Source organism: Sorangium sp. So ce321 (assembly GCF_051530195.1).
In the GTDB taxonomy this organism is placed as follows: domain Bacteria; phylum Myxococcota_A; class Polyangia; order Polyangiales; family Polyangiaceae; genus Sorangium.
The window spans coordinates 6390373-6415339 of the sequence record NZ_CP150329.1; the positions used below are offsets into that span (position 1 = coordinate 6390373).

The 24967-nt window shown below is 70.4% G+C and carries 24 protein-coding genes; 21 read left to right on the forward strand and 3 right to left on the reverse strand.

Annotated elements, in window-relative coordinates:
• Nucleotides 1-65 precede the first annotated feature (65 nt).
• The 4 genes from WME89_RS23520 (at nt 66) to WME89_RS23535 (ending at nt 3099) form a co-directional block, all read left to right on the forward strand.
• Nucleotides 66-806 (forward strand): nucleotidyltransferase family protein, encoded by a 741-nt coding sequence (locus WME89_RS23520; RefSeq protein WP_438011349.1) that lies wholly within the window; start codon nt 66-68, stop codon nt 804-806.
• Nucleotides 803-1798 carry a GHMP family kinase ATP-binding protein gene (locus WME89_RS23525; protein WP_438011350.1) on the forward strand — a complete coding sequence of 332 codons (996 nt, stop codon included), beginning with the start codon at nt 803-805 and terminating at the stop codon, nt 1796-1798. The genes WME89_RS23520 and WME89_RS23525 overlap by 4 nt, the downstream gene beginning before the upstream one ends.
• 61 nt (nt 1799-1859) lie before the next feature.
• Entirely contained in the window at nt 1860-2480 is a 621-nt protein-coding gene (locus tag WME89_RS23530) for a D-sedoheptulose-7-phosphate isomerase (RefSeq protein ID WP_438011351.1), read from the forward strand.
• Nucleotides 2481-2487: 7 nt separating this feature from the next.
• Nucleotides 2488-3099: a D-glycero-alpha-D-manno-heptose-1,7-bisphosphate 7-phosphatase gene (locus tag WME89_RS23535; RefSeq protein ID WP_438011352.1), complete on the forward strand. Its 612-nt coding sequence runs from the start codon at nt 2488-2490 to the stop codon at nt 3097-3099.
• 7 nt (nt 3100-3106) lie between these two features.
• Here the strand turns inward: WME89_RS23535 and WME89_RS23540 are convergent, their stop codons facing one another.
• The gene (locus WME89_RS23540) at nt 3107-4480 is read right to left on the reverse strand and encodes a DUF4388 domain-containing protein (RefSeq protein WP_438011353.1); all 1374 of its coding nucleotides are present in this window, start codon (nt 4478-4480) and stop codon (nt 3107-3109) included.
• A 107-nt stretch (nt 4481-4587) separates the two neighbouring features.
• On the opposite strand from WME89_RS23540, the gene WME89_RS23545 reads away from it, so the two are divergent.
• Complete coding sequence (locus tag WME89_RS23545; RefSeq protein ID WP_438011354.1) at nt 4588-5604, forward strand: AAA family ATPase; 1017 nt, start codon at nt 4588-4590, stop codon at nt 5602-5604.
• On the opposite strand, the gene dnaE is transcribed toward WME89_RS23545, so the two are convergent.
• Nucleotides 5597-9235 (reverse strand): DNA polymerase III subunit alpha, encoded by a 3639-nt coding sequence (gene dnaE / locus WME89_RS23550; RefSeq protein WP_438011355.1) that lies wholly within the window; start codon nt 9233-9235, stop codon nt 5597-5599. The genes WME89_RS23545 and dnaE overlap by 8 nt on opposite strands.
• 233 nt (nt 9236-9468) lie before the next feature.
• On the opposite strand from dnaE, the gene WME89_RS23555 reads away from it, so the two are divergent.
• The 6 genes from WME89_RS23555 (at nt 9469) to WME89_RS23580 (ending at nt 14574) form a co-directional block, all read left to right on the forward strand.
• Nucleotides 9469-10554 carry a hypothetical protein gene (locus tag WME89_RS23555; RefSeq protein WP_438011356.1) on the forward strand — a complete coding sequence of 362 codons (1086 nt, stop codon included), beginning with the start codon at nt 9469-9471 and terminating at the stop codon, nt 10552-10554.
• A 471-nt stretch (nt 10555-11025) separates the two neighbouring features.
• A complete protein-coding gene (locus tag WME89_RS23560; RefSeq protein ID WP_437627481.1) occupies nt 11026-11649 on the forward strand; it encodes an OmpA family protein in 624 nt (207 codons plus the stop codon).
• Nucleotides 11650-11844: 195 nt separating this feature from the next.
• The gene (locus WME89_RS23565) at nt 11845-12288 is read left to right on the forward strand and encodes a c-type cytochrome (protein WP_438011357.1); all 444 of its coding nucleotides are present in this window, start codon (nt 11845-11847) and stop codon (nt 12286-12288) included.
• A 6-nt stretch (nt 12289-12294) separates the two neighbouring features.
• A complete protein-coding gene (locus WME89_RS23570; protein ID WP_438011358.1) occupies nt 12295-12747 on the forward strand; it encodes a hypothetical protein in 453 nt (150 codons plus the stop codon).
• Nucleotides 12748-13209: 462 nt separating this feature from the next.
• A complete protein-coding gene (locus tag WME89_RS23575; protein WP_436618694.1) occupies nt 13210-13389 on the forward strand; it encodes a hypothetical protein in 180 nt (59 codons plus the stop codon).
• A gap of 93 nt (nt 13390-13482) precedes the next feature.
• Entirely contained in the window at nt 13483-14574 is a 1092-nt protein-coding gene (locus tag WME89_RS23580) for a TIGR04552 family protein (protein WP_437516986.1), read from the forward strand.
• A 225-nt stretch (nt 14575-14799) separates the two neighbouring features.
• On the opposite strand, the gene WME89_RS23585 is transcribed toward WME89_RS23580, so the two are convergent.
• Nucleotides 14800-15708 (reverse strand): Crp/Fnr family transcriptional regulator, encoded by a 909-nt coding sequence (locus WME89_RS23585; RefSeq protein ID WP_438011359.1) that lies wholly within the window; start codon nt 15706-15708, stop codon nt 14800-14802.
• A gap of 64 nt (nt 15709-15772) precedes the next feature.
• Here WME89_RS23585 and WME89_RS23590 point away from each other — a divergent pair, with 64 nt between their 5' ends.
• The 10 genes from WME89_RS23590 (at nt 15773) to WME89_RS23635 (ending at nt 24954) form a co-directional block, all read left to right on the forward strand.
• Nucleotides 15773-16285 carry a DUF507 family protein gene (locus WME89_RS23590; RefSeq protein ID WP_438011360.1) on the forward strand — a complete coding sequence of 171 codons (513 nt, stop codon included), beginning with the start codon at nt 15773-15775 and terminating at the stop codon, nt 16283-16285.
• Between the two features lie 211 nt (nt 16286-16496).
• Nucleotides 16497-16814, forward strand: a complete 318-nt coding sequence (locus tag WME89_RS23595) for a hypothetical protein (protein ID WP_436618698.1) — start codon at nt 16497-16499, stop codon at nt 16812-16814.
• Nucleotides 16815-16836: 22 nt separating this feature from the next.
• On the forward strand, nt 16837-17883 hold the full coding sequence (locus tag WME89_RS23600; protein ID WP_438011361.1) for an SDR family oxidoreductase: 1047 nt from the start codon (nt 16837-16839) through the stop codon (nt 17881-17883).
• Nucleotides 17884-17909: 26 nt separating this feature from the next.
• Nucleotides 17910-18779, forward strand: a complete 870-nt coding sequence (locus WME89_RS23605; protein ID WP_438011362.1) for a YicC/YloC family endoribonuclease — start codon at nt 17910-17912, stop codon at nt 18777-18779.
• A gap of 9 nt (nt 18780-18788) precedes the next feature.
• A complete protein-coding gene (gmk, locus tag WME89_RS23610) occupies nt 18789-19427 on the forward strand; it encodes a guanylate kinase (RefSeq protein ID WP_436618700.1) in 639 nt (212 codons plus the stop codon).
• A complete protein-coding gene (gene mtnP, locus WME89_RS23615; protein WP_438011363.1) occupies nt 19424-20311 on the forward strand; it encodes an S-methyl-5'-thioadenosine phosphorylase in 888 nt (295 codons plus the stop codon). The genes gmk and mtnP overlap by 4 nt, the downstream gene beginning before the upstream one ends.
• A 141-nt stretch (nt 20312-20452) precedes the next feature.
• A complete protein-coding gene (locus WME89_RS23620; RefSeq protein ID WP_437627490.1) occupies nt 20453-21379 on the forward strand; it encodes a PfkB family carbohydrate kinase in 927 nt (308 codons plus the stop codon).
• Nucleotides 21380-21458: 79 nt separating this feature from the next.
• Nucleotides 21459-22124: a hypothetical protein gene (locus WME89_RS23625; protein ID WP_438011364.1), complete on the forward strand. Its 666-nt coding sequence runs from the start codon at nt 21459-21461 to the stop codon at nt 22122-22124.
• 140 nt (nt 22125-22264) lie between these two features.
• On the forward strand, nt 22265-23920 hold the full coding sequence (locus tag WME89_RS23630; RefSeq protein WP_438011365.1) for a serine/threonine protein kinase: 1656 nt from the start codon (nt 22265-22267) through the stop codon (nt 23918-23920).
• Nucleotides 23887-24954, forward strand: a complete 1068-nt coding sequence (locus WME89_RS23635; protein ID WP_438011366.1) for a hypothetical protein — start codon at nt 23887-23889, stop codon at nt 24952-24954. The genes WME89_RS23630 and WME89_RS23635 overlap by 34 nt, the downstream gene beginning before the upstream one ends.
• Nucleotides 24955-24967 lie beyond the last annotated feature (13 nt).

Genomic DNA, 24967 nt, shown 5'->3' on the forward strand with positions numbered 1-24967 from the left:
CTTTGGACCCTCGCGGAGGGCCCGGACGCGCCGAAAGCGGCCTTCGTCTGTGGTACGTCCCGCTCGTGCGCGCCGACGCCTCGCCTCCTCAAGCCGTGATCCTCGCCGGCGGGCTCGGCACCCGGATGCGCCCGCGCACGGAGCGCACGCCGAAGTTCCTCCTGCCCGTGGCCGGCAGGCCGTTCGGGGCGTGGCTCCTCGAGCGGCTCGCCAGGGCGGGCTTCGGCGAGGTGGTCCTCTGCGTGGGTCACCTCGGCGACGCGGTTCGAGGGGCGATGGGCGACCGGTTCGCGGGGCTGCCGGTCCATTACGCCGACGACGGCCCCGCTCTCCTGGGCACGGCCGGCGCGCTGCGCCGCGCGCTGCCTCACCTGGCCCCTGTATTCCTCATGACCTACGGCGACTCCTATCTCCCCTTCGACTACATGGCCCCGCTCCGGGACCTCTGCGCGCACCTCGACGCGCTCGGCACGATGGCCGTGTACCGGAACGAGGGCCGGCTCGACGCGTCGAACACCGCGGTCTCGGGCGATCTCGTGGCGCGTTACGAGAAGCGGCGCACGGGCGCCCCGCCCGACCCTGCCCTCGACCACATCGATTACGGAGCGACAGCGCTCCGCCGCGAGGTCGTCGCCGCGCTGCCGGCGGATATGCCGCTCGGCTTCGACGCGGTGCAGCGCGACCTCGCGGCCCGCGGCCGCCTGCGGGCCCTCCCGGTCGCGGAGCGCTTCTACGAGATCGGCTCCGAGCAGGGCCACCGCGATCTCGAGGCTGCCCTCTCGGCCGCGGGCGAGGGGCGGCGATGATCGTCTCTCGCGCCCCGGTGCGCTTCTCGCTCGGCGGCGGCGGGACCGACCTGCCGGCTTACTCCGACCGCTTCGGCGGCTACCTCGTCTCGGCGGCCATCGACAAGTACATCTACGTCACGGCCAACAAGCGATTCCACCGCGACATCCGCCTCGCCTACTCCAAGACCGAGATCGTCCCCTCGGTCGACCGGATCGAGCACCCCATCTTCCGGGAGGCGCTCCGGATGATGGGAATCGAGCACTCGATCGAGCTCACGAGCGTCGCGGACCTGCCCGCGAACTCGGGCCTGGGCTCGTCGAGCTCGTTCACCGTCGCGCTGCTCAACGCCCTGCACACGTACAAACGCGACTTCGTGTCGTCCGAGCAGCTCGCCCGCGAGGCCTGCGCCATCGAGATCGAGCGCCTCGGGGAGCCGATCGGCAAGCAGGACCAGTACATCGCCGCGTACGGCAACGTCACGGCGTTCACGTTCTCGCCGGACGGCTCGGTGCACGTCGAGCCCGTGCCGGTCCGCGATGAGGTGCTGGACGAGCTCGAGAGCAACCTGCTCATCGTGTGGAGCGGCATCGAGCGGCCGGCCAGGATCGTCCTCTCGGAGCAGGGTCGGCGGCTGCACGACCTCGAGCCCGACGTGGTCGAGCGGATGCACCGCATCAAGGACATCGGCCGCGACGTGTACCGCATCCTCGTCTCGGGCAGGCTCGACGACTACGGCGAGCTCCTGCACGCCCACTGGACCCAGAAGCGTAAGCTCGCCTCCAGGATGACCGACGAGGTCCTCGACGAGATCTACGAGCTCGCGCGGGGCGCCGGGGCGCTCGGCGGCAAGCTGATGGGGGCCGGCGGCGGCGGCTTCTTCATGTTCTACGTCCGGCCGGCGGAGAAGCGCCAGGTGCTGGAGGCGCTCGCCGCGAAGGGCCTGCGCGTGCTGCGCTTCCGCTTCGATCTCGACGGCGCGCGCATCGTCGCGAACCTGCACCGATCGTGAGCGGGCGCGCGGCCGCGCCTCCCGCTGGGCATTTGCACGCGACTCTGGCTATAGATCGACCATGCCTCAGAGCACGCACGACTTCGTGGAAAAGTACCTTCGCGAGACGTCCGAGATCGCCCTCTCGACGAGCCCGGACGACATGGCTCGCGTCATCGAGATCCTCTTCGAGGCGTACCGGAACGATCGCACCATCTACACGTGCGGCAACGGCGGCTCGGCCGCCAACGCGAGCCACCTCGCTTGCGACATCGCCAAGTTCACGTGGGTCGAGGGCAAGCGGCGCTTCAAGTGCACCTCCCTCTGCGACAACGCGGCGCTCCTCAGCGCCCTCACCAACGACGTCGGCTTCAACCGGATCTTCCTCGAGCAGCTCGACGGCCGCATCGTCGCGGGCGACGTCCTCGTGTGCCTCAGCGTGCACGGCGGCTCGGGCGCGGACCGGGCCGGCCCCTGGTCGCAGAACCTCGTGGCCGCCGCGGATTTTGCGAAGCGGTCCGGGGCCAAGGTCGTCGCGCTCGTCGGCTACGACGGCGGCGCTCTGCGCCAGATGGCCGACGCCAGCGTGATCGTGCCGAGGACGCGGGCCGGCTACACGTCGACGCCGCACGTGGAGGGGTTCCACGAAGTCTACCACCACCTGATCTGCGAGCGGCTCCTCCAGCTCGTCGCCGAGAGCTGAGCGCCCCGTGGCGAGGCGCGGGATCCTGCTCGACCGCGACGGCACGCTCATCGACGTGGTGCGCGATCCCGAGCTCGGCGTCGTCGTGACGGCGTTTCACCCGGATCAGATCCGCCTCCTGCCCGGCGCGCTCGAGGGCCTGCGGCGCCTCTCGGACGCTGGGTTCCTGCTCGCGATCGCGACCAACCAGCCGGGCGCGGCGAAGGGGCAGGTCCCCTGGAGCGCGATCGAGCGCACGAACCGCGCGCTCGTCGACGGGCTGCGCGCGGCGGGCATCCCGATCGCGGCGCTCGCTGTCTGCCCGCACCACCCCGAGGGCGGCCCGGGCGGCGATCCGTCGCTCATCGGCCCCTGCGATTGCAGGAAGCCGAGGCCGGGCATGCTCACGGAGCTCGCGCGCGATCTCGATCTCGACGCCGCGGCGAGCTGGATGATCGGCGACGCGCCGAGCGACGTGGCGGCCGCGCGCGCCGCCGGCATGCGGGCGGGCCTGCTCCTCGACGGCCGCCGCTGCGAGCTCTGCCCGCTGCGAGGCGAGGCCGCTCTCCCCTGCCCCGATCGCGCCGCGCCGCGCCTCGATCTCCTGGCCGCGGAGATCCTCGCCGCGCCGCCGGGCTAGACGCCGGCTACTTGGGCGCGAGCGGGCCCATGAGCTCGGCGACGCGCCTCGACAGCGGGGGCTGGTTGTCGCTGCGCTTCGAGAGCGGGATGCCCTCCCTGGGCGCGAGCGGGCCCACGAGCTCGGCGACGCGCCTCGACAGCGGGGGCTGGTTGTCGCTGCGCTTCGAGAGCGGGATGCCGTCGGGCGAGAGGCGCAGGCAGGGCTCCGCGACGAACATCGCGAACGAGATGTACTCGTACATCCACTGCGACAGCATCGCCTCGGCCTGCTCGGGGCCAGCGATGAGCGTCGCGTTCTCGACGAGCCGCGCGGGCTCGAACGTCCCGTCCGCCGCCGGCCCCGCGCCGCGGAAGAGGGCGTCGTAGATCCCGGCGCCCGCGACGAACGCGGCGAGCTGCCACCGCACCTCGTCGCCCCGCTGGGCCGCGTCGACGGCCGAGAGGATCGACGCGATCGCCTCGTTGAAGAGCGCGATGCCGGCGGCGGCGCCCGTCGGCCCCGGCGCTCGCACCGCGACCCGCCCGGACTGCGCGAGCTGGAAGAGCGCCCTGGTGGTCTCGAACTCCCCGAGCCCGAGCGCGCGCGCCACGTCCGCGACCGAGCTCTGGCCGTCGATGGCGTCGTACACGGCGCGCAGCTCTTCGGGCGGCGGGCCCCGGTCCGGCACGCGCGCGGGCACGTGCTGGTCCGACGGGATCCGCTCGCGGAAATAGCGCATCTCGTCCATGCGGCGCACCGCCTCCAGCAGCAGCGCGTGGACGGGGAGGTTCTGGCGGCTCGCGAGCTGCTCCTCGTCGAAGCCCGCGAGGAAGTAGAACATCCCCTCGCCGGCGAGGAGCAGCCGGTACGCGATCTCCTCCGCCTGGGTGCTGAGCAGCTGGTACAGCCGCTCGCGGGACACGAAGCCGAGCTTCACCGCCACCTCGCCGAAGCGCGCGTCCGGCGCGGCCGCGGCGAGCGTCGCGTCGACCTGCTCGCGGGAGAGCGCGCCGTAGCGGTAGAGCACCTCGCCGATGCGGTCGCCCTCGGCGCTGGAGCGCGCCGCCACGGCGTGACCGGGCTCGAAGAACAGGGACCGGCTCGCCCCCTCGTCGACCACGACGAGCTCGCCGGACCACCCTGCCTGCCCGATGAGGGACACGACGTCGCAGAGCGCGCCCGGCCCCGTCACCTGCCCGGCGAGCCGGAGCGCCGCGCCGGTCCCGACGTCGCGCGGCGCCTCGTTTCCCACGTGGCGCATCACGACGAGGTGATCGGGTGCCGGCAGCAGCTCGAACACCCCCTGCCGGGCGCGCAGGCGCTTGCTCGCCTCCAGATCGACCGGGTGAGCGGTGCCGGTCGCATCGATGCGCACGAGGGAATGGTGTTCATCCGTCATCGTCGCGATTTCTAACCCAGCATCCAGGCGCGGGCCACGACCCGCGTATGGCGCGCCACGCCGCGCCATACGCCCGAGGCTCGCGCGCGGCGTGCTACCGTCTGGCGGTGACGCTCCCCCCGGATCACGACGGCGGCGCGCCCGGCGGCGGCTCGCTCGGCGACCAGCGCGCTCGCGACGACGTCCCGGCCTCCGCGGACGAGCTCGGCGCGCGCCTCGCCGCGGCCCGCTACATCTCCGACCCGGCGACGTCGCTCGCGCTCTGGCTCGCCCTCCGGATGGACCGGCCGGTCCTGCTCGAGGGGCCGGCGGGCGTCGGCAAGACCGATCTCGCCCGCGCCACCGCCGAGGCGCTCGGCCGCGGGCTCATCCGGCTCCAATGCTACGAGGGGCTCGACGAGGCGAAGGCGCTGTACGAGTGGGACTACGCGAAGCAGATGCTCTACACGCAGCTCCTGCGCGACGCCGTGGCGAAGGAGATCGCCGGCGCGACGAGCCTCTCTGCCGCCGCGCGCGCCATCGCGGGGAGCGAGGCGTCGTTCTTCAGCGAGCATTTCCTGATCGCGCGCCCGCTCCTCGCGGCGCTGCGGAGCGCCGCGCCGGTCGTCCTCCTCATCGACGAGGTCGACCGCGCCGATCCGGAGTTCGAGGCGTTCCTGCTCGAGGTGCTCTCCGAGATGCAGGTCACGATCCCCGAGCTCGGCACGATCCGCGCCGCGCACCCGCCGCTCGTGCTGCTGACGACGAACGCGACGCGCGAGATGACCGAGGCGCTGCGCCGCCGCTGTCTGCACGCGTTCCTCGACTACCCGCCGCCGTCGCGCGAGGTCGCCATCCTGAAGGTCGCGCTCCCCGGGATCGAGCCCCGCCTCGCCGCGCAGATCGTGGCGTTCATCGGCGCCCTGCGGGCGATGGATCTGCGGAAATCTCCCGCCATCAGCGAGACCATCGACTGGGCCCGCGCGCTGCTCCTGCTCGGCAAGCGCGCGATCACCCAGGAGGTCGCCCGCGACACCCTCGGCGTCCTGCTCAAGCACCAGGGCGACCGCAGCGACGCGGAGGCGAAGCTCGGCGCCCTCACGCGGGCCGCCGAGCACGCGGGGGCGAGCGAGCCGGCTACCTGAGCTCGGCCACCTTCTCGCCGAACAGCTTCTCGAGCCGCCCGAGCATCGCGTCGTTCGGCTCGACGCGGAGATCGCGCCCCAGCGCCAGCACCGCCTCCGCCCCGTCGTCGAGCTGGATCACGAGCTGCACCGGGCACACCCCGGGGCTCGCCCGCAGCAGCGCGCCGAGCCGGTCGATGTGCTCGCGCCTGGCGCTGCGCGACTTCAGCGTGATCGCCACGCTCCGGGTCTGCGCGAGGATCGCGTCGGAGAGCGGCTGCACCTCGTCGAGCAGGAGTGTCGGCTCGCGCGGCGCGGACTCGGTCTCCTCGGCCCCCTCTTCCACCATGGGGAAGCTGACCTTCCCCGAGATCAGGACCGGCTCCCCCCGGTTCAGGAGCTCCCCGTAGTTCTCGATCTGCTTCTCGCGCACCTTGACCTCGACGCGGCCCGCCGTGTCCTCGAGCACGAAGAACGCGATCTTGCCGCCGCCCCCCTTGAAGATGCGCTCGCGGTAGCCCTCGACCATCCCGCCGACGCGCACCCGGCTCCAGGGGTCCATGCCGGCGAGCGCGCTCACGGCCGTGACGTCGAAGCGGTTCAAATCCACGCCGTAGCGATCGAGCGGGTGACCCGAGACGTAGAACCCGAGCGACTGCTTCTCGCGCGAGAGCGTCTCGCGCAGGTCCCAGTCCTCGGCCATCGGGTAATCATCGAGCCGCACCTCGCTCTTGGACGCGACGGCCGCGAACAGGCCGATCTGCGCGCTGTTCCGCTCCTTGTTCGCGCTGCGCGAGCGCTCGAGCGCCCTGTCGATCCCGGCGAACGCCCGCGCCCGCGAGATGCCCCGCGCCTGGAGGCTCGCGTCGAACGCGCCGCACTGCACGAGCGCCTCGAACACTCCCTTGTTGACCCGCCGCGGATCGACGCGCTCGGCGAAGTCGAACAGATCCGAGAACGCGCCGCCCGCCTCGCGCGCCTCGAGGATCGCCTCGAGCGCCGACTCGCCGACGCCGCGGATCGCCCCCATTCCGAAGCGGATCTTCGGATCGTACGGGTCCCTCACCCGGGAGCCTCCGCGCCGGGTGCCGGTCACGCGCTTGCCGTTCGTCACCGGCTTTGCGCTGTAGACGACGGTGAAGTCCGTCTTGGACTCGTTGATCTCGGGCGGCAGGATATCGACCCCCCACGCGCGCCCCTCCGCGATGATCCGAACGACCTTCTCGATCTTGTCGCGGTCGGCGGTCATGAGCGCGCAGAGGAACTCGACCGGGTAGTGCGCCTTGAGGTACGCGGTCTGGTAGGTGAGCAGCGCGTACGCGGCCGAGTGGCTCTTGTTGAAGCCGTATCCCGCGAAGTACTCGAGGAGCCCGAAGATGCGCTCGGCGTCCTCCGCCTTCACCCCGTTCTTGAGCGACCCGTCGACGAACGTCGCCTTCTGCTTCGCCATCTCCTCGGGCTTCTTCTTGCCCATGGCGCGCCGGAGCAGGTCGGCGCCGCCGAGCGTGTAGCCCGCGAGCTGCTGCGCGATCTGCATGACCTGCTCCTGGTAGACGATGACGCCGTACGTCGGCTTGAGGAGCTCGTCGACGAGCGGGTGCATCTTCTCGATGGGCTTCCGGCCGTGCTTGCAGTCGACGAAGTCCTTCACCATGCCGGTGCCGAGCGGGCCGGGCCGGTAGAGCGCCACGGCGGCGACGATGTCCTCGAAGGCGTCCGGCTTCAGGTCCTTGAAGAGCTGCTGCATGCCGCTCGACTCGAGCTGGAACACGCCGGTGGTCTCGCCGGACTGGAGGAGCGCGTACGTGGCGGTGTCGTCGAGCGGCACCGTGTTCACGTCGAAGCGCGCGCCCTCCCTCGCGGCGATGTCCGGCCGCGCGTTCACGAGCTTGACCGCGATGTCGATGACGGTGAGCGTCTTCAGCCCGAGGAAGTCGAACTTGACGAGGCCGGCCAGCTCGGCGTCGTCCTTGTAGTACTGCGTGACGAGCTGCTCGCCGTTCTTGAAGCACGGCACGTGATCCCAGAGCGGCCCCTCGCTGATCACGACGCCGGCGGCGTGCATGCCGGCGTGCCGCGTCAGGCCCTCGAGCTTCTGCGCCTGCTTCAGGAGCTCCGCGACCGTGGGGTCGCTCTCCTTGAGCGCCTTGAGCTTCGGCTCGATCTCGAGCGCCTCGGGGATCGTGTACATGATCCCCGGGCTCTTCTGCGGGATGAGGCTCGCGATCTTCTGCGCCTCCATCGCGGGGAACGCCATCGCCCTGGCGACGTCCTTGATCACGCTCCGCGCCTTGAGCTCGTGGAACGTCGCGATCTGCCCGACGGAGGGCTTGTCCGCCTCCTTGCTGTACTTCTTCGTGACGTACGATATGACCTCGTCGCGCCTGTCCATGCAGAAGTCGACGTCGAAGTCGGGCATGCTGACGCGCTCCGGGTTCAGGAAGCGCTCGAACAGCAGGTTGTACGGGAGCGGGTCGAGATCGGTGATCCCCATCGAGTAGGCGACGAGCGAGCCGGCGCCCGACCCGCGGCCCGGCCCGACCGGGATGCCGTGGTCCTTGGCGTACTTGATGAAGTCCCAGACGATGAGGAAGTAGCCCGGGAAGTCCATCTGCACGATGACGTCGAGCTCGACCTCGAGCCTCGCCCGGTAGGTCGCCTCGTCCACCGACCGGCCGGTCCGCGCGATCTGGGCGAGCCGCGCCGCGAGCCCCTCGCGCGCCACGTGCCGGAAGTACGACGCCGAGTCGGCGAACCCGCTCGGCAGCGGGAACGTCGGGAGCATCGGCTTGCCGAGCTTGAGCTTGAGCGCCGAGCACCGCTCGGCGATCTCGAGCGTCGAGCGGACCGCCGCCGGGTAGTCGCGGAAGAGGTGCGTCATCTCGTCGGCCGGCTTGAGGAACATCTCGAAGCTGCCGTGGTGCGCGTCGCTCGCCTCCGCGAACGTCCGGTTGGCCGCGATGCAGGAGAGGTAGAGCTGCCCCTCGCCGTCCTCGCGCGCGCCGAAGTGCGCGTCGTTCGTCGCGACCAGCGGCAGCCCCAGGTCCCCCGCCGCGCGCGCCAGGATGCCGTTGAGCACCGACTGCTCGACCAGCCCGTGGTCCTGCAGCTCGACATAGAGGCTGCCCGGCTCGAAGCAGTCCCTGAGCCGGCTGAGCGCCTCGCGCCCCTCGTCCTCGCCTTGCTCGAGGATCCGCTGGGCGACCACGCCGCCCATGCAGCCGGTCAGCCCGATGAGCCCCGCGCTGTGCTGCGCGACCATGTCGAGCCGGACGCTCGGACCGAGCCCGCTCGCGGGGTCGACGTGCCCCTTGGAGACGATGCGGACGAGGTTCTTGTAGCCCTCCTCGGACGCCGCGAGCAGCACCAGGTGATCGACCGGCGTCTCGTCCGCGCCCGAGCGCGACACCTGCCCCGCGGACGCGCCCCAGCTGCGCGCCACGTTCACCTCGCAGCCGATGATCGCGCCGATGCCCTGCTCCTTGCAGGCCTTGTAGTGCTGAATCGTCCCGAACATGTTCGCGTGGTCGGTCAGGGCGACGGCCCGCATCCCCAGCGACTTGGCGCGCGACGCCAGATCCTTGATGCGCAGCGCGCCGTCGAGGAGCGAGTACTGCGAATGCACGTGGAGGTGGATGAACTCAGCGGTCACAGCAGGCTTCCAGGTGGCTTCTCATGGCGTGGCGACTCGGGAAAGGCAGGCAATCAGGGAGAGCGGATTCCGAAGGCATCTGGGCGAGCGACCTGCGCTTGCCGTCGAGCTCACATATAGCGCATTGCGCAGCGGGGATCGCCCTTGATGAGGCGCGCAGGCCGGCGCTAGCATAAGCGCCCGCTTGAGAGCACTTGCCTGATGTGGGGTGGGGTTTCCAGAAAGTGAGGTCGATGATGCGTCATTCCCGTATCGCCGTCGCGGTCTATCTGGCGACGGCGCTCCTGTCGGTCGCCGGTTGTGGCTCGGACCCCGCGGCTCCTGCTGATCCTGGTGACGACACAGGCGCCGACCCCGGTCAGCCGCCGCCGCCTGGTCCGGCGCAGGCCGGTGACGGCGAGGGCGCCGCGTTCGCGATCGACAGGCTCTTCCTCGGCGACACCGATCGTGAAGGGAAGAAGGTGGCCGGCAGCTGGAAGCAGTACGGCTTCAACCTCGACGGCAAGGTGTCCAGCACCGTATCGCAGGACCTCTGCAAGCCGGTCGACGACACTCCCCCTTCCGACGTCTACCCGGACGGCGTCGGCGGCATCGACAACTCCTTCGGCAACAAGCTCGTCGGCCTCATCGCCAGCCTCCTGAGCGAGCCGTCGACCCGGGTCACCGAGGCGATCGCCAACGGCGATTTCACCGTGATCCTGAAGCTCGACGGCCTCGGCGCGCAGTCGTCGTACAACCCCCTCACCGCGAAGCTCTACGGCGGCGCCACGCTGGGCGCGGCGCCCGTCTGGGATGGCAGCGACAAGTGGCCCGTCGTCCCGGAGCTGCTCAGCGACGCCGAGGACATCGAGAGCGCCAAGGTCGTGTTCCCGAACAGCTACGTCGTCGACGACACCTGGGTGTCGGGCCCGGAATCCCAGGTCACCTTCAAGCTGAACCTGACGATCTCGGGCACCACGATCGGCCTCACGATCCGCAACGTGCGGATCGCGATGGATCTCGCGCCCGATCACAGATCGGTGGTCAATGGCACCATCGCGGGCGTGCTCGAGACGGCCGTCCTCGTCGAGGAGCTGCGCAGCGTCATCGGCGCCGTCCAGCCGGGCTTCTGCGAGGGCTCCGGGCTCGACGCCACCCTCGACCAGGTCCGCCGCGCCTCGGACATCATGAAGGACGGCAGCCAGGATCCGAGCCAGGAGTGCGATGCCATCTCCATCGGCATCGGGTTCACGGCGAAGCAGGTCCAGCTGGGCGAGATCGCGCCCCCTGCCGAGACGACCGGCGTGCCCTGCGGGGATGCCCCCGCCGACGAAGGCTGAGCGCCGCGCGACGTCGCTCCCCCCTGCGGCGATGAACACCGGGAGCCCTCGTCCAGAGCTCCACGGGCACCTCCCCGGTGCTTGCTTCCCGAGCGATCCTGCCAGCCTGCGACGCGCGACCCGCTCGGCCTGCTCAGGCCGTCCGCGAAGATCGTTCTCGCGCATGAGCCGTCGCGTGCCCTGCGAGCGTCTCTAGGAGCAACCCCGCCCGTCCAGGGTCCGCGCACCGCGAAAGCGGCCTCGGCGGCTGGTTGTGTCGGTCCGCCCGCGTGCGCGGGGTCTGCGGCGGCGCCCTCTTCCCGGTTTCGTTCGTCCTGACTTTTCGCTAGAAGGCGGCGTCGCTTCGATGCGCCCACCACGCAAATACCCGACGGCGGTGAAGATTCATGGCGAGCTGCCGTCCAAGCGCGTCAGCCCGGCGGGTTGCCGATGCGAGCCCCGGCTCGTGCCCCTCAGAGGAGAACAACGTCCATGCGTAGATACGTCGCTTCCGTTCTGTGCGCCGTGATGATGGTTGGCACTGCCGTCGTGACGGCGGGTTGCACGGCCAGCGCCTCGTTCGGCTCCGGCAAGGAGCCGGCGGCCACCCCGCCGCCGCCGCCGCCGCCGGAGCCGAAGCCCGAGCCGAAGGAGGAGAAGAAGCCCCGCCCGCGCTTCAAGCTCACGTTCAAGCTGAAGGGCAACCAGGTCGAGCTGCCCGGCCCGGTGGTCTTCGAGACGAACAGCGACAAGCTCCTGCCCGAGAGCGACGAGGTGCTCAACATCGTCGACGACTTCCTGAAGCAGCGGAAGGACGTGAGCCTGCTCCGCATCGAGGGCCACACCGACTCGGACGGCGACGACGCCCTGAACCAGACGCTGTCGGAGAAGCGCGCGATGTCGGTCGCTCGCTGGCTCGTCGCGAAGGGCCACGACTGCAAGCGCTTCATCGCCGTCGGCTTCGGCGAGACCAAGCCGGTCGCCGACAACAACACCCCCGACGGCAAGGCCCAGAACCGGCGCACCGGGTTCTTCATCGCGGCCATCGAGGGCAAGGCCGTCGACAAGCAGCCGGTGGACGGCGGCGGCAAGGTCGCCGGCGATTCCTGCAAGTGACGCGCTCCACCGGGGCGCCCTCCGGACGGCGCGCCTCGATCGCGCGCCGTCCCGCGCCGTCGGAGCGCGCTGACAGCTGACGCGGACCCCGCCGGCGCACGGCCTCTTTCCTGGCGCGCCGGCGGCCGGTTCCGTCGACTTGGCCTTCTTCGCTTGCCTCCCCCATCATCTTCAGTATCCGTACTCGTCCACCCCATGCGGAGACGCCACGACAAGCCCCTGGGTCGCCTCCTTCGCGCGGCCGTCCTCTCTTTCGGCCTCTTTGGCTGCGATCCCGGGCCGGGCGACGTCCGCGAGTGGACGGCGGCCGATCACGATCCGCCGAGCCCCAACGAGGGCCAGGGCGGCAAGGTAGCCGCTCGGCCGGTCGCCTCGAACGAGACCGATCCGGGGCTCATCGAGCTCGCCTGGCAGCGGAACTGCTCGACCTGTCACGGCAGGGCCGGCCGCGGCGATGGCCCCCAAGGCCCGATGGTCCGCGCCCCCGATCTCACCGACGCGGCGTGGCAGGAGCGCGTGACCGACGCCCAGATGGCGGAGACGATCAGGAAGGGCAAGAACAAGATGCCCGCCTTCGATCTGCCGCAGCCGGTGATCGACGGCCTGGTGAAGCGGATCCGCACCAGCCGAGCCCGCTGAAGCCCGATGAGCGCGAGCGACCAGGAAGCGCTGGATCACGAGCAGGACGAGCCGGACGAGCAGCCGGACGAGCCGGCGCGGCGGCCCTCCTGGACCAGGCGCCTCGCCCCGATGATCCTCGTCGCGGGCGCGCTGTTCGCGGGCAGCGTCCTCTTCAAGGGGCTGCCCGAGGAACGGGAGATCGAGCTGCGGCTCGACGACGCGGCGACCGTCGTGCAGCTCGACATGACGTGGACGGATCCATCGTCGGGCGACAGCGCGACCGGCGACGCGCCGGTCCATGGCAGCTCATGGCACTTCGCCGCGGGCACGGCGCCGAAGGCGGTCCTCACGAAGGTGCGGCTCCCGGACGGCCTCTACCGCCTCGAAATCGCGGTGGCCAGAACGGGCGGGCGCGACGTCACCAGCCGGTCCGTCACGCTCGGCGACGCGTCCCGGATCACGTTCCCCGTACGCTGAACAGCCCCGGACGAGCGCGACCGCCCCCGGCGCGGCGCCGACCTCGGCGCCCTGCGTCGGCCGGCGTCGGCCCGCGCACGAGACCGTTGACGCCCGGAAACTGACAAGCCAGGCAGTGCCGTGAGTTGGAGGCGTGTCCCTGAGGCACCACCTCGCGTCCAGCAGGCCGCGCCCAACCCGTGATGCAGGGGCTTCGATTTCAGCAGCAACATGTTGTTTTCGTTCAACTTTCCCGGTATCGAGCGACGTCGGTTCGAGTGGGAATGGAAAGTGAGAACGAATTCCCTTGATGCGTTCCCCCCGAAGCCGCTACTTCTTGGCCCGCAGCAGCAGGGCGTGGCACCTTATCCTACAACAACTTACACGCTCTGGCCGGGACGATGGTGATGCACCGTGGTGCCCCCCCGGAGGGAGCGACCATGCGGCCTTTACAGTGCCGCTGGAAGCGGAGAAGGAGAACCGATGAGGATCACCCCGTGGTATCTGGCTGCGCTCGCCCCGTTCGCTGCCATTGGTTGCAGTGGCGCCTACCTCGGTCACGCCACGGTGGTGGCGTTGACGGTCGGCATCTTCCTCGGGACCCTTTCGCTCGGTCGCACCCCGAGCTCTCGCCCTGCCCCGCCGAACGCCCCTGTCTCCTGACTTTCTCGCCCAGCTGCCGCCCGCTGCACCTCGACGCGACGGTTTCCCAAGCGCTCGACTGCCCTGGCGCTTACGCTCGGGGAGCGTGAGGTCATGACGCACGACGCCTCCGTCGGTCGGCTCAAACGGCTCGAAGAGTTCACGCTGATGGACCTGGAGTCCGTGCACCTCATCCTGCGCGGCGACTCGGTCATCGACTGGCGGAGGCTCAACCTCCAGAGCGAGCAGGACGCGCGCGCTCTCCTCCTCGCGCAGGAGTTCCGGCCTGACGAGCCGGGGGATCGCGCGCACCTCGAGAGCGTCAAGAACGAGGCGATCGCGTACCTGCGCCGCCACTTCGAGTTCCCGATCCCGAGCCCTGTCGCGCGCGCGTCGGTCGAGGAGATCTTGATGCTCGCCTCGGCCAAGGGCCACCGTCAGCTCTGCGCCTGCACGATCCTCAAGGCGATGCACATCATCCATCACCTGGCCGGGCGCGAGCTCCTCTTCTCGATCCCGATGTCTGACCAGGACGTCTTCCACCTCGTCGAGGAGAAGGTGTACCGGGTGATCGGCGGCATGCTCGCGGCGGGCTTCCCGATCACCGAGTTCATCGGCGGTCGGAAGAACAAGGACTCGCTCTACACGAAGCTCCTGTCGAAGACGGACACGACCGCGGCGGCCATCTACGACAAGCTCCGCTTCCGTATCGTCTGCCGCACCGTGGACGATCTGCTGCCTGTCCTGCTGTACCTCTCCGAGCGCCTGTTCCCGTTCAACTACGTGGTGCCTGGCGAGAGCACCAACACGATCCTGCGGTTCCGGAGCTACTGCGAGACGCGCCCCTTCCTGCTGCCGATGCTCGAGGCGCTGCAGACCGACGTCGACGACGGGCTGACGGCTGGCGACAACAGCTTCAGCGACCGGAGCTACCGCGTGATCCACTTCGTCGTCGATCTGCCGGTGCGCCTCCCCGCCGAGATCCTCGACATGGCGCCGCCCGCGGCCTGGGCGCTCGGGCCGATCATCTTCGTGCTCTGCGAGTTCCAGCTGATCGACCGCGAGACCGAGGCGGCGAACGAGGTCGGCGACGCGAGCCACGCCAGGTACAAGGAGCGACAGAAGCACGCCGTCATGCGCCGGCTCAAGCTCGGGGTGCGCTCCACCCGCGACCCGGTGAGCGGCGGACCCAAGCGGGACCGCTAGGCGCGCGGGCGCAGCGGAAGCGAGCACGACCAGAGCTCCCCGCAGGAGCTCTGGAGCGGGTCCATGGTGGGAGCAGCGTTTGGAGCAGGGAAGCGGACGCCGCCGCGACGCCGGGAGCAGGCGGGCGATCGGGGCGGGTACCGCGGAGCGAGCCGCCTGGGCGGCGGCGGGCGGCGCGTTGATGAGGAGGCGTGTCCCCTCAACGACGCCGCCGGGCGAGGGATCTCAGATGCGGCCCTTGAGCGCGTCGCGATCGAGGACGACGATCCGGCGGCGATCGATCTCGATCACCCCCTTGCGACGGAGGTCGCCGAGGGTGAGCGTGACGGTCTCGCGCGTGGAGCCGATCATGCTCGCCATCTCCTGATGGGTGAAGGGCGCCGAGATGAGCACCCCGCGCGGATCGGGGATGCCCCAGCGCGTCGCTGCCTTGAGCAGGAACTCACAGAGGCGGGCCTCCACGTTGCGGAAGAGCATCGAGGCCAGGCGCTCCTCGGTGTCGGTGTGGCGCTCGACCAGCGTCGTGACGATCGCGGCCGCGAAGTTGGCGTCGCTGGCCATCAGGTTCCGCACCGTGGTCAGAGGGACGATGAGCGCCTCGACATCCTCCGTGGCGATCGCGCTCTCCCGGTGGGCCGTGACGCCGCCGAGCGCCGCCTCGCCGAGCACGTCGCCGGCCCCTCGGTAGCCGAGCGACAGGCTGCGCCCGTCGCTCATCCCCCGCACCAGCCGGACCCGTCCGAGGCTGAGCATGGCGAGGGCTGTCGCGGCGTCGCCCTGCGTCACGAGGTGACGCCCTTTCGCGACGCGTTGAATCGTCCCTCCGTCGGCCAGCGCCGCCTGCGTGGCCGGGGAGGCCGCATTGCCGATCGCGCCGCGGCGGACAACCCGTCGTTTGCGCGAATCCAGGTCCAGTCCACCGTCGTTCCCGAGCGCGCCAGGCTGGACCCTGACGCTCCGTGCCATCGCATCCTTACCCATCATCATCGCGGCTGCTCCTGCGGTTTGCGGTGTCGCGGTCCTGCTGTTTCCGGGGGGCCCCACCGGCCGGGCGGCTCCGACTTGTGCCGGAACCTCCCACTTGCGTTGACATCCCGGAGACGCGGCCCGTACCTTTCGGTTTGAGCCGGGCACGCCCCGTGAATGAACCCCTGCACGGGGGAGCCAGTTCGACCGCTCCTCCAGCTACGGACGTTGGATGCGCCTCTTTAGCGGCAAAATTACTCCTCTCACAGAAGAAATCGTCCGCGCGCTCGTGGACAACCGTGATATCGAGTGCACGTCCAAGAAAGAGGTCGCGCTCGACGTCGAGTCGGTGTTCACGAGCTACCTGAACGCCGATCGCGAAGCGACCGAGCGGGCGAAAGAGATCCTCCAGGCACGCGGGCTCCCCCAGGGCGAGTTCAACCGGGTCAAGCGCCTGGCCGCGGAGCAGAAGGGGATCAAGACAGGCGAGGAAACGATGGATTATCTCCTCGACCAGCTGCTCGAGATGCTGATGCACTCGAACAACGTCGAGGAGGTGTTCGTCGAGGACCACGACCTGCGGCGCCGGATAAGGCCCGTCCTCCGGAAGTACCTCGATATGGACGAGGCGCTCGACACGGAGGTGCGCGGCAAGCTCCGCCACATGCAGGAAGGCTCCCGCACCTGGGAGATCGAGTACCAGCGGGTCATGGGCGAGATCCAGCGGCGCAAGGGGCTCGTGTAAGCCCTCCACGCCGGGCGGACGAGCGCCACGAGGTCCGGCGTGCGCGGCTGCGACGCCTGCCTCGTCGGGCAAGACCCCCACCCGGTCCGCGCCAATCGAGCTCGCTCTTCAGGGGAGCCAGTGTGGGACAAGCGCACACTGGCCCCGACTGGGCCCCCTATGGAACGTTCTGCCTGCCAGAGCGGGCGTCGTCGTGGTACCGGAGGACATCATGAGCTGGATTCCGAAGGTCGAGGCGAAGCGGCACTTCTGTCATAAATGCAAGAACGAGCTCATCTTCGAGGTGAAGCTCCAGCGCGCGGACACCTGCCCCCACTGCGGTGTCGACCTCCACTGCTGCAAGAACTGCGAGAACTGGGACCCGGCCGCGCACAACCAGTGCAAAGAGCACATCGCCGAGTACATCCCGGACCGGGAAAGCGCGAACTATTGTACTTTCTTCACGTTCAAGAACGGCGTACCGGAGGATAACTCGAAGCGGATCGCCGACTCGCGCAGCAAGCTCGACAACCTTTTCAAGAAGAAGTAGGCGCCCGCCGGGGAGCACGCACATGTCCACGCCTCGCTACTTGGTCACCGGCGGTGCCGGTTTCATCGGAAGCAACCTCGTCGCGGCGCTGACCGCCGCGGGGGAGCGGGTCCGCGTCCTCGATAACCTCGCGACGGGCCGGTGGGAGAACCTCGACGGGCTGCCGCACCAGTCGCTGATCGAGCGCATCACCGGGGATATCCGCGACGCGGCGGCGGTCGCGGCCGCGGCGAAGGGGGTCGAGGTCGTGCTCCATCAGGCCGCGCTCGGCTCGGTCCCGCGCAGCGTCGAGACGCCCGTCGAGTCGAACGCAGTCAACGTCGGCGGCACGGTCACGGTGCTCGACGTGGCGCGCCGTCAGGGCGTGCGCCGCGTGCTCTTCGCCGCGTCGTCCAGCGCGTACGGCGAGACGCCGGTCCTCCCGAAGCACGAGGCCATGGAGCCGATGCCGCTGTCGCCGTACGCGGTCACGAAGCTCGCGTGCGAGCACTACATGAAGGTCTTCGCCGGCATCTACGGCATCGAGACGTTGAGCCTCCGCTACTTCAACGTCTTCGGGCCGAACCAGACGCCGGACGGCGCCTACGCGGCGGCGATCCCGCGGTTCATCGACGCCGCGCTCCAGAACCGGCCGATCCCCATCTACGGCGACGGGGAGCAGACGCGCGATTTCTGCTTCATCGAGAACACCGTCTCCGCGAACCTGCTCGGCGCGACGTCGCCGAAGAAATTCAAGGGCGAGATCATCAACATCGCCGGCGGGCGCCGGATCGGACTGAACGAGCTCTGCAAGGAGATCTCACGGGTGCTCGGTCGGGACATCGCGGTCGAGCACCTGCCCCCGCGCGCGGGGGACATCCGCCACTCGCTGGCCGACATCTCGCGCGCGGCAGAGCTCATCGGCTACGCGCCCCGCGTGCGGTGGGAGGACGGCATCGAGCCGACGGTCACGTACCTGCGCACGCTCCGCGAGAAGGGCCCCGCGGCCGCGTCGGCGACGGTCACGTGCGGCAACGTCCCGCTGCCCAAGGCCCAGGGGGCCGCGGACACCGGGCACCGGGCGAGCTAGGTAGAGCGGGGCGCCTCGTGCGGAGCATGACCGGCTTTGGGCTCGGTGACGCTTCGCTCACCGAAGGACGCGTCGTCGCCGAGATCCGATCGGTGAACCAGCGCTTCCTCGATGTGCGTGCGCGGCTCCCGCGCGAGCTCGTCGATCTGACGATGTTCGCCGAGCAGGTGGCGCGCGAGCGCCTGCGCCGCGGTCGCATCGAGATCATCGTGCGCACCGAGGGGGCGGTGCTGGCCCCGAGCACGCTCGACAAATCGAAGGCGCGCGCGGCGTTCCACGCGCTCGCCGAGCTGCGCGACGAGCTCGCGCCGGGCGCGGAAGTGCCGCTCTCGCTGCTCTGCGCCGTGCCGGACCTCTTCGCGCCCGCCGGCGGCCACGAGATCGCCGCTGTCCGCGGCGCGCTCAAGCTCGCGATCGAGCGCGCGATCGACGCGATGGAGGGCATGTGCCACCGCGAGGGAGAGGCGCTCGCCTGCGACATGCGCGGGCGCGTGGCGACGCTGCGCGCGCTCGCCTCCGAGGTCGTGGCGCGCGCGGACGACGCGCGCGAGGCGCTCAGGCGGCGGCTGCGCGAGCGCGTCGAGCGCCTGCTTCAGGGCGTGGAGGCCGGCTTCGAGGCGACGCGGATCGAGGCGGAGGTGATGCTGCTCGCCGAGCGCAGCGACATCACCGAGGAGATCACCCGCCTCAGGAGCCACCTCGACCAGTTCGGCGGGGCGCTCACGGCGCCGGGCGGCGACCCGTGCGGAAGGAGGCTCGACTTCCTGCTTCAGGAGATGGTACGCGAGGCGAACACGCTGGGCTCCAAGGCGCAGGACGCCGCCATCTCCCATCACGTCGTGGCGATGAAGGTGGAGCTCGAACGCCTGCGGGAGCAGGTCCAGAACATCGAGTGACAGGAGAGCATGTCGACCGAAGCACTCAGTGACGACTTCCTCCTCCTCATCGTGTCTTCCCCGTCCGGCGCGGGGAAGACGACGCTCTGCGGGAGGCTGCGCAGCGAGTTCCCCGACCTGCGCTTCTCGGTCTCCCACACGACGCGGCGCCCGCGCCCGAACGAGGTCGACGGCCGCGAGTACCACTTCGTCGACCCGAGCACGTTCGAGCAGATGATCCGCATCGGCGCCTTCGCCGAGTGGGCCCGGGTCCACGATCACCTCTACGGCACGAGCCTGAAGGAGATCGAGATCGCCCGCGCCACCGCGCGCGGCGTCCTGTTCGACATCGATCACCAGGGCGCGAGGCAGATCAAGGCGAGCCTCCCCGAGGCGGTCGCCGTGTTCATCCTGCCCCCGTCGCTCGCCGAGCTCGAGCGGCGGCTGCGCGGGCGCGGCACCGAGGACGAGCCCACGACGCTCCGCCGCCTCCGCAACGCGAAGGGGGAGATCGAGCACTACGGCTTCTTCGACTACGTGATCGTGAACGACGAGATCAACCGCGCCTACGAGCAGCTGCGGTCGCTCGTATTCGCCGAGCGGTGCCGCCGTCAACGGCGCGCGGCCCTCTGCGAGCGGCTGCTCGCGGAACGGAGGTTCGAGAGATGAGCGCCAGCGCAAATCACGACGTGCTCGCCGTCATCGGCGGCAGCGGGCTCTACGAGATGGGGTGGCTGGAGGACGTCGAGGAGGTCTCGGTGTCCACGCCGTTCGGGCTGCCGAGCGACGTGGTGCTCCGCGGGAAGGTCAAGGGCGGCGACGCGACCGTCCTCTTCCTGCCGCGCCACGGCCGCGGGCACCGCTTCTCGCCGTCGACGATCAACTACCGCGCGAACATCTGCGCGCTGAAGATGCTCGGCGCCACGCACGTGCTCAGCGTGAGCGCCGTGGGGTCGCTGCGCGAGGAGATCGCGCCCGGCGACCTCGTCGTGGTCGACCAGTTCATCGATTTCACGAAGCGGCGGACCTCGACGTTCTTCGACGAAGGCATGGTGGCGCACGTGCCGTTCGCGGATCCGGTGTGCCCGATCATGGCGGCCGCCGTCCACGACGCCGCGCGCGCCACGGCGGCGCGCGTCCACCGTGGCGGCACCTACGTCTGCATCGAGGGCCCGCAGTTCTCGACGCGGGCCGAGAGCCACATGTTCCGGTCCTTCGGCGCGCACGTCATCGGAATGACCAACTTGCCCGAGGCGAAGCTCGCGCGCGAGGCCGAGCTCCCCTACGCCACGCTCGCGCTCACGACCGACTTCGACTGCTGGCACGTGACCGAGGAGGCGGTGAGCGTCGAGGCGGTCATCGCCGTGCTGAACCGCAACATCGGGCACGCGCGGAACGTCGCGAAGGCCCTCGCCCACAGCCTCCCCGACGTGTCGCAGAGCCCCGCCCGCAACGCGCTGGAGAAATCCATCATGACCTCGGCCGCCGCGACGTCGCCCGACGCGCAGGCGCGGCTCGAGTGGCTCATCGGCCCCCGGCAGAAGGCCGACTGAGCGCCGCCCCCGGGGCCGCGCCCCCGCTGCGCGACCAGCGTCAAGCGCGCACCGCGCGCGGCCTCCCGGGGTCGCGACAGCGTCGCCGAAACGAAACGCGCGGCTAGCCGCTGCGCATAAACCTGGCTAAGAGGCCCCCCTGTGACGACCTCCTCCGCGATTCTCATCATCGGCTCGATGGCGTTCGATGACCTCGAGCTCCCGTCCGGCAACGCCAAGGACGTCGTGGGTGGCTCAGCCACCTACGCGTCGTTCGCTGCCTCTTGCTTCGCTCCGGTGCGCACCGTCGCCGTGGTCGGCGACGACTTCCCCGAGGAGACGCTCGGGTCGATGCGCGCCCGCGGCATCGCCGTCGAGGGCGTCGAGCGCGTCCCGGGTAAGACCTTCCGCTGGGCCGGGCGCTACGACGTGGATCTCATCCACCGCACGACGCTGGACACGCAGCTCAACGTGTTCGCATCGTTCGCGCCGAAGCTGCCGGAGGCGTACCGCGACACGCCCTTCGTGCTGCTCGGCAACATCCACCCCGCGCTCCAGCTCGACGTCCTCGAGCAGGTCCGCTCGCCGCGCTTCGTCCTCGCCGACACGATGAACTTCTGGATCGAGGGCGAGCCGAAGACGGTCGCGGCGATGCTGCGCCGAATCGACACGCTCGTGGTCAACGACGAGGAGGCGCGCCAGCTCTCGGGCAAGTACAACATCCGCCGCGCCGCGAAGGAGATCCTGTCCCGCGGTCCGCGCCGGCTGATCATCAAGCGCGGCGAGCACGGCGCGCTCCTCTTCGACGAGGATGGCGTGTTCGCCGCGCCCGGCTTCCCGCTCGAGGACGTCATCGATCCCACGGGCGCCGGCGACGCCTTTGCCGGCGGGCTCATCGGTTACCTCGCGTGCCAGCCGGAGATCACGGCGCTCGCGCTCCGGCGCGCCATGCTCCACGCGACGGCGACCGCCTCGTTCTGCGTCGAGGCCGTGGGCACGCGGCGGATCGCGACGGTGACCCGGGCCGACATCACGGCGCGCCTGAGCGAGATCCGGGCGCTTTACGACTTCGGCGCGAGCACGATGTGAATCTCGGCCGGGGGCAGGTCGAGCGCCAGGGCCCGCCGTGTGCGGTCGCTGTTCACCTTCCACCGCATAGCCGTGCTAGATGAACGTCAAAGTGAACATGAACCTCACCACCCGTACATTCGCAGGCATCGCCTTGCTGGCCCCCCTTGTCTTCGGCTGCGCGGCCCGCACGGCGCCGTTCGACGAGATGGACAAGGCGCAGATCACGGTGCTCCGCCTCCAGGGGCAGGAGCTGGCCCCGACGCCGGCCGCGACGACCCAGGGCCCCGCCCTCATCCCGGGGATCCCGCCCGAGCTTCAGCAGATGGGTCAGGCCGCGCTCCAGGGGCTGCAGCAGGCGCTCCCCGGTCTCATCCCGCCCAACCTCATCCCCGGGCAGACGGCGGCCGCGCCGGTGCTGCCGGCTCAGCCCCGGTTCAAGAACTTCGTCATCCTCCAGCAGCGCCAGCTGACGACCAGCGACAGCGACGAGGAGCTCAAGGAGCAGATCCTGGACGTCTTCGGCGACGAGGACAGCTTCACCGCGGACCGCGGCAACTGCTTCTATCCCGGGCTCGGCATCTCCATGATCCGGCCGAACAACCCCACGCCGGTTGACCTGCTCGTCTCCTTCTCGTGCAACCAGGCCATGGGAGACGGCTTCCGCTGGCCCTACGCGGCCAACGGCTTCTCGGCCGAGACGCACCAGAAGCTCAGCGAGATCTACCAGCAGCTCTGGGGGCAGTCGGTCCCGCCCGGCGCCTGAGCGCCTGCCGCGGGGAGAAGAGGCCCCGCGGCGCTCTTTGTAATTCACCGCACATAGCGCTGCTGCGGGATCCGGATGCTAGAATCAATCGAGCTTTCCGGGTTCCCCCCGTATCGGTCAGGAGCGCGCCGCACGAAGCCATGATCCCCGAACCCCAGCTGTTGCCGGGAAAGGAGCTCGGGCATTACGAGCTCCTCCTGCCCATCGCGCAGGGGGGAATGGCCACGGTGTGGGCCGCGCGCCGCAAGGGACTTCGCGGCTTCCAGAAGACGGTGGCCATCAAGACGATGCTGCCGTCGCTCTCGGACGACGCGCAGTTCGAGAAGATGTTCCTCGAGGAGGCGCGGCTCGCCTCGGGGATCCATCACCCGAACGTCGCCGAGATCCTCGACCTCGGCGAGCAGGACGATGTCCTCTACATCGTGATGGAGTGGGTCGACGGCGAAGCGCTGTCGGTCATCGCGAGGGCGGCGAGCAAGGGCGGCGTCGCCATCCCGCTGCGCATCGCGCTCCGCATCCTCAGCCGCGCTTGCCTCGGCCTGCACGCCGCGCACGAGCTCCGCGACCCACAGAACGACGATCAGCTGCTCGGGCTCGTGCACCGCGACGTGTCGCCCCAGAACATCCTCGTGACGTACGACGGTCACGTGAAGCTCGTGGACTTCGGCGTCGCCAAGGCGACCAACCGGGCGCACAACGACACGACCGCGGGACAGATCAAGGGCAAGGTGCCGTACATGTCCCCGGAGCAGGCGGGGGGCGACCGGATCGATCGGCGCACCGACATCTTCGCGATGGGGATCGTGCTCTACAAGATGACGACGGGAGAGCACCCGTTCACCGCGGAGAACGACCTCCTCACGCTGAAGCACATCATCTCCCGGCCCGCGCTGGCGCCTCGCCTCAAGAACCCGGACTTCCCCGCCGAGCTGGAGCAGGTGCTGATGACGTGCCTGCAGAAGGACCCGGACCGCCGCTACCAGACGATGCTCGAGCTGGAAGGCGCGCTGGAGTCCGTGCTGGCCAAGGAGCCGCCGGTGACGGACCGCGACATCGGTGCGTTCGTGCGCGGGCTGCTGGGAGAGCGCAACCAGCGCCGGCGCGCCGCGCTCCGCGACACGGTCCGCACGCTCGACGAGCGCGCCTCCCGCCCGCCCGAGGTGATGCTCGTTCGCGACAGCATCAGCGAGCTCTTCTTCACGCAGCTCCCACCCGGCCACCCGGCCGACCAGGCCCCCACGGTTCGCGCGAGCGCGCCCTCGCTCGCGCGGCAGTCGCTGCCGGAGATGCTGCCGCAGAGCTCACCCGGCCAGCAGACGCCGCTCGGTCCGATCGAGGTCCCGGCGACGCGGCGTCGCTCGGGGACCCTGGTGGCCGCCGTGGCGCTCGCGCTGATCACGGCCGCCGGCGCGGGGCTCATGTGGCTCCGGCGGCCCTCGCCGCAGCAGGCCTCGTCCGAGCAGCTGAGGATGCTCGCCCGCAGCGCGGGCGCGGTGTCAGCCGCCACCACGGCGGACGTGCCGGCGAGATCGTCCGGCACCGTCGCGAGCCTGGGGAACAGCGCTGACGCCGGCGCTTCACCGGCGCCCGACGCGAGCGAGAACGCCGGTCCCGAGGAGCGCGGGGCGAGCGCTCAGCCGCGCGCGGCCGATGGCGCGCCTGCCTCGGCGAGGCCGAGCGCCGCCGCGCGCAGCGCGACCACACCCGGCCCGAGCGCGCCGAGCGCGCGCAGAGCAACCCCGAGCAAACCTCCCTCGAGGCAGTGGGTCCCGACCGTGACCAACCCCGGGTTCTGAGCGGCCGCAGGGCGCGGCAGCTCCGTGACGCGCTCCTCCTGGCAGCGAGCCTGGGCGTCGTCAGCGGCGCCCTGCTGCTCCGTCGGAGCAAGGAGCCCAGCGCATCGCTCGTCGTCCAGGCGGCGGCGACCACGTCCGCGGAACCGTCGCCGCTGCCCAGGGGCGGGGCGATCGAGCGCGTGGCGCTCGACGAGCACGAGGCGCAAGCGGGGTGCGATTTCGCGGACAACGGCTTCGGCGTCTACGAAGGCTGGCGCCCGCTCCCGATCGGCAGGCTCCTCGTCCCGCCAGCACGCGCGATCGGCGCGGACGGCGGCTACGACCTCCTCGTCCACTTCCACGGCGCGGAGCCTGTCCGGAAGCAGCTGGCGCCCAGGGACCTCGGGCTGGTCATCGCCGGGGTCGACCTGGGCACCCGCTCGAGCGACTACGCGCGCGCCCTGGAGGGCGGCGGCTGGGACGCGCTGCTCCAGGCGATCGACCGCGAGGTCGCCAGCGCCGCGGGGGTCGCGGGCGCGCGCGCGCGCCGCCTGGTGTTGTCGTCGTGGAGCGCCGGGTCCGGCGCGGTCGGGAGGATCATCGAGCGCGGGAGCGGGCAGCTCGATGCGCTGATCCTGCTCGACTCCCTCTATGGCTCCTACATGCCCGGGCAGACATCGCTCGTGCAGGGACAGCTCGCCCCTTACGTCGCCCTGGCCAGCGCCGCCGCGCGCGGCGCACCGGTCTTCTACCTCACGCATACCGAGATCCCGACGAGCGGCTATGCGTCGACGAAGGAGGCGGCGACCTTCCTGTTGCGCGAGCTCGGGGCGAGCCCCATCGCGGTGGCCTCCAGCGGCGATGAAGCCCTCTCCAGCGCGCAGGCACGCGGCGCCGATGACGCGGGAGACGCGCTGCGGCTCACCCGGATGTACGACGGCGGCAGCCTCTACGTGCGCGGCTACGCCAGCACGGGCCCCGGCGGGCACTGCGCGCAGCTGCGGCTCTTGCCCGCGATCTTGGCCGAGCACGTGCTGCCCGCGCTCGGCCGCTGAGGGGCGCTCTGTC